This is a genomic window from Desulfurispirillum alkaliphilum (assembly GCF_055378285.1).
In genome coordinates this window covers 1831144-1843752 of sequence record NZ_AP042405.1, presented here as the reverse complement: position 1 = coordinate 1843752, position 12609 = coordinate 1831144, and the positions used below count along the sequence as shown (strand labels likewise).

General features: G+C 53.4%; 10 protein-coding genes and 3 tRNA genes. 5 read left to right on the top strand and 8 right to left on the bottom strand.

What is annotated here, in order from left to right; all coding sequences use genetic code 11:
• Positions 1-40 precede the first annotated feature (40 nt).
• The 3 genes from ACZ46I_RS08255 (at position 41) to ACZ46I_RS08245 (ending at position 1807) form a co-directional block, all read left to right on the top strand.
• Complete coding sequence (locus tag ACZ46I_RS08255; RefSeq protein ID WP_464280495.1) at positions 41-808, top strand: Hpt domain-containing protein; 768 nt, start codon at positions 41-43, stop codon at positions 806-808.
• Positions 809-970: 162 nt separating this feature from the next.
• Positions 971-1288 (top strand): hypothetical protein, encoded by a 318-nt coding sequence (locus ACZ46I_RS08250; protein ID WP_464280494.1) that lies wholly within the window; start codon positions 971-973, stop codon positions 1286-1288.
• 9 nt (positions 1289-1297) lie between these two features.
• Entirely contained in the window at positions 1298-1807 is a 510-nt protein-coding gene (locus ACZ46I_RS08245) for an SRPBCC family protein (RefSeq protein ID WP_013506410.1), read from the top strand.
• On the opposite strand, the gene ACZ46I_RS08240 is transcribed toward ACZ46I_RS08245, so the two are convergent.
• Positions 1804-3009 carry an EAL domain-containing protein gene (locus ACZ46I_RS08240; RefSeq protein WP_464280493.1) on the bottom strand — a complete coding sequence of 402 codons (1206 nt, stop codon included), beginning with the start codon at positions 3007-3009 and terminating at the stop codon, positions 1804-1806. The two genes, ACZ46I_RS08245 and ACZ46I_RS08240, sit on opposite strands and share 4 nt — an antisense overlap.
• 374 nt (positions 3010-3383) lie before the next feature.
• Here ACZ46I_RS08240 and ACZ46I_RS08235 point away from each other — a divergent pair, with 374 nt between their 5' ends.
• Both ACZ46I_RS08235 and ACZ46I_RS08230 read left to right on the top strand, forming a co-directional pair.
• Positions 3384-3761 (top strand): response regulator transcription factor, encoded by a 378-nt coding sequence (locus ACZ46I_RS08235; RefSeq protein WP_464280492.1) that lies wholly within the window; start codon positions 3384-3386, stop codon positions 3759-3761.
• Between the two features lie 16 nt (positions 3762-3777).
• Positions 3778-5319, top strand: coding sequence for a c-type heme family protein (locus tag ACZ46I_RS08230; RefSeq protein ID WP_464280491.1), 1542 nt, complete (start codon positions 3778-3780; stop codon positions 5317-5319).
• 377 nt (positions 5320-5696) lie between these two features.
• Here the strand turns inward: ACZ46I_RS08230 and ACZ46I_RS08225 are convergent, their stop codons facing one another.
• The 7 genes from ACZ46I_RS08225 to ACZ46I_RS08195 all read right to left on the bottom strand — a co-directional run bounded on the left by ACZ46I_RS08225 (position 5697) and on the right by ACZ46I_RS08195 (position 12293).
• Positions 5697-7511 carry a putative Na+/H+ antiporter gene (locus ACZ46I_RS08225; RefSeq protein ID WP_464280490.1) on the bottom strand — a complete coding sequence of 605 codons (1815 nt, stop codon included), beginning with the start codon at positions 7509-7511 and terminating at the stop codon, positions 5697-5699.
• Positions 7512-8610: 1099 nt separating this feature from the next.
• Positions 8611-8685, bottom strand: a tRNA-His gene (locus ACZ46I_RS08220).
• Between the two features lie 90 nt (positions 8686-8775).
• A tRNA-Arg gene (locus tag ACZ46I_RS08215) sits at positions 8776-8852 on the bottom strand.
• 8 nt (positions 8853-8860) lie between these two features.
• Positions 8861-8938, bottom strand: a tRNA-Pro gene (locus ACZ46I_RS08210).
• Between the two features lie 87 nt (positions 8939-9025).
• The gene (locus tag ACZ46I_RS08205; protein ID WP_464280489.1) at positions 9026-9976 is read right to left on the bottom strand and encodes an alpha-L-glutamate ligase-like protein; all 951 of its coding nucleotides are present in this window, start codon (positions 9974-9976) and stop codon (positions 9026-9028) included.
• On the bottom strand, positions 9973-11490 hold the full coding sequence (locus ACZ46I_RS08200; RefSeq protein ID WP_013506416.1) for an inactive transglutaminase family protein: 1518 nt from the start codon (positions 11488-11490) through the stop codon (positions 9973-9975). Before ACZ46I_RS08200 ends, ACZ46I_RS08205 begins: the two co-directional genes overlap by 4 nt.
• Positions 11487-12293 (bottom strand): ATP-dependent zinc protease family protein, encoded by an 807-nt coding sequence (locus ACZ46I_RS08195; RefSeq protein WP_464280488.1) that lies wholly within the window; start codon positions 12291-12293, stop codon positions 11487-11489. Before ACZ46I_RS08195 ends, ACZ46I_RS08200 begins: the two co-directional genes overlap by 4 nt.
• Positions 12294-12609: the final 316 nt, after the last annotated feature.

Genomic DNA, 12609 nt, shown 5'->3' with positions numbered 1-12609 from the left:
GGCAAAGCACCTGGTGCTGAAGAAATACCGTGGGACCACTATGAACGAAGAATATGGTTCATCCAGTGAATTCATACAGCATCTCCGCGAGGAGTTTCTCCAGGAGCTTCCAGAGCGGCTTCTCGTCATGGAGCAGCTGGCACTGCAGCTGGAAAAACAACCTGACGACCAGCAGAGCTTCACGGAACTCTACCGGCAGGTGCATAGCCTCAAGGGCATCGGAGCCACCCTCTACATTTCCCTGATGACAGCGGCCTGCCATCAGTGGGAAACCCTTTTCCAGGAAGGCGAAAGATACCGGGACAGCGCTTTTGCTGACCTGGCGTTCCGGTATATTGATGTGCTCGCGCAGATCGGTCAGGCGGTGCAGGAAGGTCTGTTTGAATGCCCCGGCTGCCAGAGCCAACTGGAGCAGTTGCGCCAGTTCCATCTACAGGAGCGCTACGCAGTTCTGATCGCCGACTCATCCCGGATGATGAGGAGCCTCTACCGCATGACTCTGGAGCCTTTTCCTCTGCAGATCACCACGGCAGACAATGGGCTTGAGGCCTTGGAGAAGCTGCTCCATAATCCCTTTCACATGGCGATTCTGGGCGGAGAGCTCAAGGAGCTGTGCGCCCAGTCCATCATAGCGGCGCTGCGTCTGAACCCAGGACGCAACCGACGCATTCCGATTTTCCTGGTCACCAGCAGCGAAAAACCCTTCTTCGAAAAGATCACCATTGACCAGGTTCTCCGGCGCGACAAAGACCTGCAGGAAAACCTGACGAAGGCGATAGAGTCCATTCTCCACCAGCGTGACGGGTAACTCTGCGCGACGCATTGAACGGCTGAAAAACACCTTGCGCAAAGCTCTCACGACACCGGAGACTGTAAGTCCGCCCCCAGGATCACCTCAGCATTTTGCCACAAACCGAGTGAACAGCGGGCAAAGGGGTGCTGGCCAAACGCAGATCATGAAAGGAATCCCATGTCCTGCTCACAGTGCACAACAACCCCAAAACTGCCAACCGGACCCCAGGCACAGCATATCAATGCTGCTCATCGGTATATTCTGAAAAAAATTAATTCCCCGTTACACACAAGCGGCATAGCCCCAGAACTCTTTGATGCACAACTGGCAGCCAATACCGACGATTTTGCCGCCACCATCCAGATGCTCGGCAGCAGCGCATCACTGACCGAGCTTGAGTGTCAGCACATCAACATACTCCCCCTGGCCCCCGGCGAACCTATGGACTTCGGCAAACCCTCCGCTGAACCGCTGCGCCAGCTCCCAGGCAGCTGAGGAGGAAACATGCACGAGCTTTATCGCGAAATTGAACTGGACGCCCCCTGTGAAGCTATCTGGGACTTTATTGCCACGCCCCGTAACCTCAATGCGCTCACACCACCAGAGCTGCAGTTCAGGATTATCACGGATCTGCCAGATACCATGCACAACGGGCTGACCATCCTCTACCACATCCAGGTCCCCATTTTCGGTTCCCATCGCTGGCTGACAGAAATTAAGCATATCCGCGAGGGAATATCCTTTGTCGATGAACAGCGACAAGGGCCTTACCGTTTCTGGTACCATTACCACGAAATACAGCGCCTGGGGCCAAGGCGCTGTCGCATGGTGGATCGAGTCACTTATGCCCTGCCATTGGGTCCACTGGGAACATTCGTCCATCGCCTGATTGTCAGAAACATGCTGGGCACGATCTTCGACTACCGACATCAGAAACTGCTGGAGCTGTATCCACCGACAGATGAGTCGGCGCCAGAGCAGCCTCCCGTCATAGCTGCAGCCAGAGATGGTTAGAGAGCCTGAGGCTGCGGCGCTCCCAGGTAATACCCTTGGGCGTAATGTATTCCCAGTTTGCGAACGGTTTCGAATACTTCTTGTGAGTGGACGAATTCTGCCACGGTGTAAATCCCAAGCCTGCGTGCCATAAGCGCAATACTCTCGACTGCAGCCGCATGTACCGGATTGGTATGAACATCGCGGATGAGCGATCCGTCGATTTTAATACACTCTGGCCGAATTCCGATGATGTGGTCAAAGTTGGAGAATCCACTGCCAAAGTCGTCAATAGCGATAGTGGCACCATGACCTCGAGCCGCTTCTGCAAATGACTCCAGCATAGCCCTGTCCCGCATGTGCTCAGACTCCACAAGCTCAAGGATGATTTGACCGCTGAAAGGAGCAAAGAGGCGCAACTGCTCCAGAATATACTCACGCTGTGAGCGATCCAGGATATCTTCGTAGTCAAGGTTAATGGCAAAGCGATGCGCAGTTGCGCGAAACCGATTGAAAGCAGCATCAATCAGACTACGCGAGAGGGAGAGATAGGTGCGATAGCGCTTCGCGATATCGAGAAAGCCCATGGGTGAGAGAATTCCTGCGACGGGATGATCTATGCGCATAAGGCACTCGTAGTGGCTGACTTCCAGGCTTTCGGTATGGAAAATCGGCTGAAGCCAGGGGAGTACGCGCTGCTCGCGCATGCCATCGCGAATCAGCTGGATGGTTGTCAGAACATTGGTTTCATCATGTTTGTTGTAGCTGCTGGTCAGGATATCCAGATTGATGTCGATGATTTTTTCTGCGGCGTCCATCAGATCAAAAAGGCCTTCTTGCATAAGCAGATTGCGGACATAGCGCCGCACATAACTCATACCCACGTTCACATAGTGGTTTGGCAAGCCAATGCGCACGTGGGCGTCACTGATCTCATCAAGATAATTACCATATCCGTCGTCGTAAACGCCATTAAACAGAGCTACAAACCATTCTCCCATTTTACTGTGGTGGATTGATACCTGTGATTCATTTTCGATAAAGGCACGGGCGTGGGCAAAAGTGAAAATGAACTCGTGGAAGTCGTGCGCAAACCGATCCCTGTTAAGTTTTGCCAAATCCCGCAGCTCAACAAGCGAGGCCTGCTCCCCACGGCTGAAGTTATAGTGCTCAAAGGTATCCTGAATATTCCTCACTGGCAGTTGCTCCCTGGCATAGTTCATGTGCTTCTCACTATCCGACAGAGGAGGAGGTTGTGTCAACGTATGCTTTCTGCGCCAGGAGCTCCCGATCACCTCATCCACTATCCACTGTCGCCTGAACACTTTCTTGAGCTTTTCATGATTATTTCCCGATAAAAAATGCCTATTTTGCCATATAATTACAAACGAGTACGCATGCCCCTGGTGTTGCGCACCCTGTCACGATAACTCAAGAGTTGCCATGTAAACATTTGCCCCACGGGGGGCTATTGATACTACATGATCGGCACACCTGGTATTGACATGTGCTCGAATCGAAAGGCTGGCGCCAACAACCTGCCGTCTTGGGTGGGGGAGAGAAATCTGCGCTATGATGCCTGCCACAGGAGCGATTTATGGGTCGTTTACGAATTCCCTCCATACTCATCGTGGAAGATGATCTTCTCGCCTGTGAACTGCTGAGCTGCATTTTGAGCAGCCTGGCGGAGACAGTGTATGTTGCCAATGATGGTGAGCAGGGATTGGCTGTCTTCCAGATGCATCGTCCAAGCCTGATCATTACCGACCTGCACATGCCCGTGATGACAGGCAAGGAGATGATTCAAAAAATTCGCCAATACGATTCCGAGGTGCCTATCGTTGTCATATCTGCCTATGCGGACACATCAAACGTGGTTGAACAAGCCAGTGCAACCATGACCAAACCAGTACGCAAAGAGGCTATCCAGGAAGTTGTCCGACAACTTTTCCCCTGCCCTTCGTACAAAGCATAGGGAAATGGAGGTGAAAATGGCTGAGACGACACGTGAGCAGCACCCTGTTGAGGTGTCCCGCCCTGTCACGGCTACCCCCTTTCCCCTGATTGCCGTCTTCTGGACTCTGACTATCTTCGCGATGGCAGGCTGGTCATTCTTTGAGACATACCGATCAGCTCTGTCCAATGCGGCATCAGCGGCTCGTATCGGTTTTTCCAAAGATGTACACTATCGCCAGTGGAATACCCGGCATGGCTCCGTCTATGTACCCATCAGTGAATATGGCACTCCCAACCCCTATCTGGCCCATCTCCAAGAGCGGGATGTCATGACCAGTGATGGTCTCCCATTAACCCTTATCAACCCTGGCTATATGACCCGCCAGGCCCATGAAATCACCGACGCCATTACGGGTATACGCAGCAATATAACCAGCCTGAAGACACTACGGCCGGAAAATGCCCCGGACAACTGGGAGCAAAGGGCACTGCGCGCTTTTGAACTGGGGGTGCCTGAATACAGTTCCCTGGATAGTATAGAAGGGAAAGTATATCTGCGCCTGATGCAACCGTTATTGGTCGATAACAGCTGTCTGCGCTGCCATGCCCATCAGGGATACCAGATCGGCGATGTTCGTGGGGGTATCAGTGTTTCTATTCCCTGGGTACCGTATCGAGAGAGTATCCTGTCAAAACTTCCTTTTTTTATAATCAGCTTTGGCGGCATATGGGTAGTGGGTTTGGCAGCGGCACGCTATGGCTTTGATCGCATGCAACAGCAGATCCAGCGAGAACACCACCTGGAGCGAAAGCGTTTTGAAACATTGCTTCATGCTGAGCAGGATCGCAAAAATGCCCAGATACGCCTATTGGTTGACCTGGCCCACCAATGGCGGCAGCCGCTGAATGTGATCGGACTCTCCATGCAGAATCTCGAAATGATTGCCCTGGATGCAAAAGCTGACAAAGCCAAAATCCCTGAAATAGTTGGCAGCGCCATGGAGCGCCTGGAAGGCCTCTCGCACACCATTACCCGGATGACGGGACTTTACGAGTCAGCAGATACCATTGCTCCGGTATCCATCGCTGAGGCCTGCGACACGGCCAGCAGTCAGATACGCTCGCAGTGTGGAGCGCCTGGCCTGACTGTTTCCAACTGTATTCCACCCAACCTCACCCAGCTCGCCTCAAGCTTTGACCTGGTGGAAATGTTCATCAGCCTGTTTTCCAATGTGCTCACCATCGCCGAGAAACGGAATATTGCCACCCCGACTCTGACCATTAAAGCAAGGGATATCAGTAAAGGGAAGGTTGAGGTGAGCGTGTGCGATAATGTTGGAGGCATTGAGGATTCTCAACTGAGTGATCTCTTCAGCCCTTACACCACAAGCCATTTTCGCAGTGAAGGTAAGGGACTGGGACTTTACTTTCTCTCACGGAAGGTGGAGGAAATCTACCAAGGCCATGTGCAAGCGCGAAACTGTGGCAGCGGAGCCTGTATAGTCATCATTCTTGGTGCCCATAAAGACGCTGACCACCCTGCTCTGATGAAGTCGAGTGGCGGGGCTCACTCATGATATGCTGACGAGCTTCATTGTGCTTCGTATTAACCGCGATCAAGCACATTTATGAGATACGAGCAGCTGAAGTTTCGCGTATTATCGCCTTGACTTAAGGCACTTTCCATTGATGCTTACCACACTGGAACAGTATTGATTTTACCTGCTTGACTCATCACAGAATGGACACAAAAGCGCGCTCCGAACGCCCGTTCTTCCGGGTCGTCGGCTCGCCTGTTCCAGAGATCCGGCAGCAGGCTGCTCAAAGAGCTCCATCTGCTGCGTTGCCGGGCATCGCTCGTCACTGCAGCGTACAGGGAGTCTGCCTCACTCGCGCCTTGCACCTGAGAACTTTTCAATTGCCTGCCTGATTTGAAAATATCTCCAGCAATCCGCTAAAACCTTAAAAGCATGAAGCATAATCCCATAATCACCGTTGGTACGAGAGCCGCCTTCAGCAAACCTAAGGGCGAAACAGCACCGTGCTTGAAATGTCTCCCAAGTATTGACTGACCTGCAGGGTTCGGAGCATTGGCAATGACCGTTAAGCCACCACCCGTTACAGCGCCGGCAACCACGGCGTATTTCATCGTATCGGTAATGCCGGGCACAAACGTGCTCAGATACGTTATTGCGGCATTATCGTTAAACGCGGTTAAAAGAGTCGCTCCAAGCATCAACGGAGTCTCAGTCAGGCTCCCGAGCACGGGAGCAATCCACCAGGCCTGAACTCCCCCATGGATGACAAGACCCGCCAGGAAAAAACCAACCAGTAAGGCCGGCTTTAAGTCAATTCGATTCTGATAAGGCGTTGTCACCTGAACAAAACCAAGCAGAAATAAAAATCCCGCGATAAAAAGGGCTGGATAATGGGCTGTGGCAACGGTCCAGACCAGGAAAAGCATATGCACCACCATAATCCAGGCAGGCACCCAGTCTTCGCGATTATCCCAATAGGGGTCACGATAGGGCGGTTGCTTATCGGCCGGCAACAGACCGGGCAGTTTCTGGCGCATCACTTTGAGCTTAATATCGTAGAAGCGAACATCAAAAGCTTCTTCAACACTCGCCTTGTCAACCGACTGGCTGGCAACTCGCTCCATGAGCTCCTTTTTTAATCGACTTCGTATCTCATCACATCTTTCGTCAAAAATTCTGATAAAACCCAGATCATCGGTAACATCGTACTTAATCTTGGCAAATTCGTCTTCCAGCTGTTCACGCTTTACATATTTCCTTTCGATCTCCCGCTTCATACGAACGAGAGCATATCTTTTTTCCAGTTCGCGCATTTCATTGCGATGCAGATAGAAATAGAGCGCATTTGCAATGACAATACCGATAACAGCTTTCCAGCCGAAGTTGAGAAACATAAACCCAAATCCCCAATCCCAGGTGGAGGCAACCATCAGCACAGGTGGGGCAGCAAAGTGTGATAAGGTTCCGCCTACGGAAATATTGACAAACAACAAACCTATGGTGGCGTACTTGAATGATTCACTCGGCTTTAAATTGTAAAATTTCGTCGACAGCAACAGAGCCGAAATCGTCATGGCTGCCGGCTCCGTTATAAAGGAGCCGAGTAACGGACCAATTGTCAAAATAGTGAGCCACCAGGCCGAAAGGGTACCGCCGAGAAAGTTGGCGACTTTCCACATCATCAGCTCAGAAAACTTCAGAATAGGTCGCGTTGCTGCCAGCGTCATAATAATAACGACAAACAATGGCTCGGTATAGTCAACCTTCTGACCAATATAATAGACGAAGGTGCCAAAGTCATAGAAGACCCCTATGGCTACCGCTAAAGCGATTGCCCATATACCAAAAACAGCCTCAACTTCGCCCAGAAAGTGGAAGACCCCTGCGCCGAAATGAATAGAATTCCTGGGAACCTTCCCGGCCTGTTTTTTGTGTTCATGCTCATGTTCCCACTTATGGGCAACAGCAAGGAATTTGCTCGTCATAAACGTATGGATAATGGCGCAGAGAAATATCAGCGTAGCGACAAGATTAAAGGGCTCTTGAGCGATACGGCCCGCCAGAACGGCCAGAACGCTGGAATTGTCCGCATCACCATAACTCTCAAGGCTGCGAGGAAAAACGAGAGGTTCAGCAGGGCTGCTGCTTGCAGCACTGGCAACCACCACCAGGCCCGCAACGCTCAGGAGAATAAAAAACATTTTTGCATGTGATTTGCTGAACCTCGTCATGCCGATCACCTCGAGCAATTTTCAGGAACCGTGAAACTCTCTCCAGCTTTTAACGCCTACGCTGAAAGAAACACTGAAGTTTCGCACCCCGAAACGGCAGGTTGTCGGCGCCGACCCACATGCCATGCTGAAATGGAGGGAATGGTTCTGCACAGACTGCGTCGCTTGACATTCCCTCACCCTGTTTATGAGTTTCTTTTGCCACTTTTTACCCGCAAAAAGTGGCGCAAAAGCGGCCCCCAGTGCTGTCCTTTTCAGCCGTCCGCTTGCCTGGAACTGGGGACCGCAAACAACCGCCCTCCGTGGCTTTTGGTTTGCGGTTGCCGCCCTCGTGGCGGCAACCCTGCGGGTCCATAGCGTTCCAGTCTGCACGTCCTGGCTGGGCCAGCCCACGGGGGAAAGACAGAAGCAGGCCGTTCCCCCCTGAGCCCGTCCGTTGAGTGCGAAGCCTGGCTGGCAAGACCCGAACGGGACACTCACAGGAAGTGAGTGGTCCGGCAGCACTGCAGGGAGGCAGGGGTCAGGCAACGCAAAGAGGCTCAGGTGCAAGGCGCGGGCGAAGCGAAGGAGTGAGGCGTACTCCCTGTACGTCGCAGTGACGAACGATGCCCGGCAACACAGCAGATGGGCCTCTTTGATCAGCCTGCTGTCGGATCTCCAGAACAGGCGAGCCAACGAACCGGAAAAACGGGCGTTCGGGGGGCGCGTTTTTGCGTCCTTTTTGCGCGGTCAAAAAGGACAATATCCGGAAACAAAAAGCGGAATACCAGATACGTCAAGCATTCAAAATCAATACAGTTTCCGCACGATAAATGTCAGAATAATAACACCTCAACCTAAAACAACAAGATGCGAAGCTTGAGTTTATACTCTTTACATGAAAAGAAAAGGGGAAAAAGGGCACCATATGGCTTCACGAATTCCGCACCCTTGAACCATGTGCAGAAAACCCCATTGGCCCTGCTTCCCATTGGATGCGCGAGTGTTGCAAGGTACGGAGAGTACGCTTTTTCTCCGCTTCGCCAGGCGGTTACAGGTTGCCGTGTTTGCCAAAAAAAATCCGCACTCCCTGCTGGAAGTGCGGATGTACTCGTAAAAGTGGGGTGGCTGACGGGACTCGAACCCGCAACACCAGGAGCCACAATCCTGTGCTCTACCGTTGAACTACAGCCACCATAATTGCCAGTTTGCTGAAAAATGCCCACCTGCTGCCGTATACGCATTTTTCAACAAACTGTGAATATGTAAAAATTCCGATTCCCATTGGCGCGCCCGAGAGGATTCGAACCTCTGACCTACTGATTAGAAGTCAGTTGCTCTATCCAGCTGAGCTACGGGCGCCCCGTGAATGGTCGGGGTGAGAGGATTCGAACCTCCGACCCCCTGTTCCCAAGACAGGTACGCTAACCAAGCTGCGCTACACCCCGCGACCAATTACGAAGTTGGCTTTATACAAAAAAGGAGCGCCGGTGTCAACGGGAGATTCGCTTTTCCGGCATGTCCGCAGAAAATAATCAGGCCCCGCCAAAGGTCTCCATGGCGTAACTCACCCGCTCACTGACGGTTTTATGGTGACGGGCCATGCTCTCTATCCTGCGCAGACGGGGGAGGATTCCGCTGCCATTGGCCACCTGAATGGACAGGCCGGGTCGGGCGTTGAGCTCCAGCAGCAGCGGGCCGCGATATTTGTCCAGCACAATATCAGTGCCGATATAGCCCAGGCCGGTAATATCGTGGCAGCGGGCTGCCAGGTGGAGCATTGCGGGCCAGTCGGGAATACTGATATCCTGAAAGTGTCTGCCGGTATCGGGGTGGGTTTCGATGGGCATGGAGTGCTGCACCGCCTGCAGGCACCGGCCAGTGGCGATGTCCAGCCCCACACCCACGGCTCCCTGGTGCAGGTTGGCTTTCCCATCGGACTCATGGGTCGCCAGGCGCAGCATGGCCATAACGGGATAGCCCTGAAAGACAATAATGCGGATGTCGGGTACGCCTTCGTGGGAGTAGCCTTCAAAGAGATCATCAAAGTGGATCAGCTCCTCGACAATTACGGCATCAGGGGTGCCGGCCAGGGAGTAGAGGCCCGCCAGGATATTGGACATGTGGCGTTTAACATCGCGAATGCCGAGTACCGCTCCCGAGGACTTCACAAAAGCACCCCGCTCGCGCCCGGTGACCACCAGAATACCTTTGCCGCCGGAGCCTTTGGCGGGCTTGACGGCAAAGCCCGACAGTTCCCTCAGCTGCTGGTCAATCCGGTTGATTTTGTACTGTTCACGAACCATGAAGCACAGTCGGGGAACGGGGATATCGTGACGCTGGGCCAGGTATTTGGTCTTGAGTTTATCGTCCACCAAGGGATAGAGATGACGGGGATTATAGCGTCCGATGAAGTCGATATTACGGCAGTTCATGCCGAGAATGCCCATGCGGCGCAGCTCACCAGCGCTGACAAACCACCTCATGGCCGCCACTTCAGGCGCATGGCCCGGAACCGGCGCAACTCCAGAAGTTTGTAGCCGGTATAGTTCCCCATCATCAGGATCAGCGCCACGAGAATCAGATTGATTTCGGGGAAATGAAAACTCAGGTGCTCCATGAGCGGCCACTGCATGAGCAGAAAGGCCAGGATAGCTACCAGCAGGCTGCCACCGCCCTGCATGAGCACTTCGCGGGGACCTTCATCCTCCCAGAGGATGGACATGCGCTCAATGGTCCAGGCGATGATGATGATGGGGAAGAAGGCAACGGTCATACCGGTATTGAAGCCCAGCTGATAGCCAAAGAGGCTGGAGAAGATGATGATGAAAATGACGATGACGACAATGGTGGCAATGCGCGCCACCAGCAGGAGGTTCAGGTAAGAGAGGTAGCTGCGCAGGAGCAGGCCGATGGCGACAATGGCGATAAAGCTGATCAGGCCGGGCAACAGAGTGGTCTGCAGAAACGACAGGGCAATGAGTATGGGCATGAAAGTACCTGATGTCTGCACGCCCACCATAATGCGCATGAACACCACCACCAGGGCACCAAGAGGCAGCAGAAGCAGCATTTTGAGCATACTCTGCTCCTCCACCGGCAGCTTGTGCACCCCGAAGAAGGAAAAGCCGGAGTCATCCATGGTCAGCCGTGCCAGCTGCACAGCGGAAATACTCTGGCGCATCATGGCAAAACGCACCTGTGAACCATGGCCTCCACTGACATCCAGCAACGAGAGACTGTCCTGGCTCCACAGGAGAAAGTCTTCGGGAATACCCTGCTGCGCCGTACGGGGGTTGAAGAGCACCCAGCGATCGCGGGCAAATATTTCCAGCATGGGTATGAGCTGCTGGTTGCGGCGCCCGTCCTCCAGCTGCAGGCCCATAACCACGCGGGAGGGAATCTGGGCGTAGTTGAGCAGCTTTTCCAGCAGGGGAATCAGGGGCGTGGAAGAGAGCAGCAGCGCGGCGTTCTGCCCAGGTGTAGGAGTTGCCAGCAGCTTGATAAGCTCGCGGGTCATGCTCTCAGGAGTGCTGGACATGGCCCGTGCCGTTTCCAGAATCTGGCGGGCAGCCAGTGCCTCGGACTCATCCCAGTGCACACTGGCAATGGATGGCGCACTGGCAGGCGCTTCGGATCCAGCACCCTGTCCGGGGATGACCTGTGCTTTGTAGTAGAGGGTCTGCGCTCCGCTGACAGCGCGAACAGACCATTCTCCACGGCGATTGCCATTATTTTCCAGGATGGAAAATCCATACCCAGGCGAGGCAGTTTGCTCAGAAAAGAGGGCAAAGCCCGGCGGGCTGTCGGGGATATCCAGACTTACCGTCACCGGCCCGCCAGTGGCAGTAAAATCAATACGAGCCTCAACGAGCCACACGGGAGTCTGGGCTCCCGGCAGAAAGGGAATCCCCATATGTTCGTGACGCAGCCAGGCAATGCTGAGGCCCGTCACTATAAGGGCGGCGACGATGAGGTACAGGGAGATGCGCGAAATCATGGAGCTTCGCCAGGCACAGTGAGCTCAACGGGGAGCACAGGTGGAGCTATATTGGTCTGGGCAACATCCACCACCATGATATCCATCAGAATATTGCGCCCGATGAGAATGGGGAACTCCAGATGCTGACGGTCTGAAAGGGTAAACTGGGCTGTCTGGGTGGTTTTGCCAACGGTCACCCCCAGCTCAACGACGGGTCGCCGCTCGGCCTCATCCTGGATGGCCTGTATGATGCGCACATTGCGCACAATCTTGCGCTCAAGGACGATTTCACTGTCATCATCAGGGTTGACAATCGTAAAACGAACCCAACGTTCTCCATTGCGCTCAAAACGCTGCACATGGCGAGCATCCAGGGACGATGTGGTGGCTCCAGTATCAATGCGGGCAGGGAGCACAATGCCTGGTGGGGCCAGATACACGTTTTCAATGGAGCCGACAACCTGTTTGTCGGCATTGACGGTGGCAAATGGCTCCAGCTGCACTTCAAACAGCTCCGTGTTCTCACCGTCCTTGACCTGCAGCCGAGTGGAGCGAATGAAACTTTCCCACTCCCGCTGACGCGTATAGAGCTCAGCCTGTTGAGTGGAAACAGCCTGCAGCGCGCGCAGCACTTCCTCCTGCGACGCCAGTAACGCGCTTTGCATGGACGCCTGTTCATTCGCCAGCAGTTCCATACGCTGCTCCTGCTCATCTATACGCTGTTCCAGAGCCCGCAGGTCACCCTCTCGAACCATCAGGTGACCAGGCGCGCAACCGCTCAGGAAAAAGGCAAATGTCATCATAGATGCAAATACTCTCACAGCAGATCTCCAGTATTTGTTTACGGCAGGGTTAACTTTCCGGCTCACTGTATTGCGATGCCACAGGAGTGTCAAGACACCGTGCAGCCTTTTCGCGGTGCGACACCGGTTGCGGTTGAACAATTCAGCGCAACACAGTAAAGTATCTTCAGACTCAACTTTCGAACCTTACCGTCTTGAGTTAAGTCATTATCATACTGGCGTTTATATCGCGGAAACCGTATTGGTTTTGAATACTTGACTTATCTGGTATTCCATTTTTCGTCTCCGGATATTGTCCTTTTTGACCGCGCAAAAAGGACACAAAAACGCGCCC

What these genes read in the sequence shown, in the direction of transcription:
- ACZ46I_RS08255 (WP_464280495.1), top strand. Translation starts at nt 41, where the DNA reads ATGAACGAAGAATATGGTTCATCCAGTGAATTCATACAGCATCTCCGC.
- ACZ46I_RS08250 (WP_464280494.1), top strand. Translation starts at nt 971, where the DNA reads ATGTCCTGCTCACAGTGCACAACAACCCCAAAACTGCCAACCGGACCC.
- ACZ46I_RS08245 (WP_013506410.1), top strand. Translation starts at nt 1,298, where the DNA reads ATGCACGAGCTTTATCGCGAAATTGAACTGGACGCCCCCTGTGAAGCT.
- ACZ46I_RS08240 (WP_464280493.1), bottom strand. Translation starts at nt 3,009, where the DNA reads ATGAACTATGCCAGGGAGCAACTGCCAGTGAGGAATATTCAGGATACC.
- ACZ46I_RS08235 (WP_464280492.1), top strand. Translation starts at nt 3,384, where the DNA reads ATGGGTCGTTTACGAATTCCCTCCATACTCATCGTGGAAGATGATCTT.
- ACZ46I_RS08230 (WP_464280491.1), top strand. Translation starts at nt 3,778, where the DNA reads ATGGCTGAGACGACACGTGAGCAGCACCCTGTTGAGGTGTCCCGCCCT.
- ACZ46I_RS08225 (WP_464280490.1), bottom strand. Translation starts at nt 7,511, where the DNA reads ATGACGAGGTTCAGCAAATCACATGCAAAAATGTTTTTTATTCTCCTG.
- ACZ46I_RS08205 (WP_464280489.1), bottom strand. Translation starts at nt 9,976, where the DNA reads ATGAGGTGGTTTGTCAGCGCTGGTGAGCTGCGCCGCATGGGCATTCTC.
- ACZ46I_RS08200 (WP_013506416.1), bottom strand. Translation starts at nt 11,490, where the DNA reads ATGATTTCGCGCATCTCCCTGTACCTCATCGTCGCCGCCCTTATAGTG.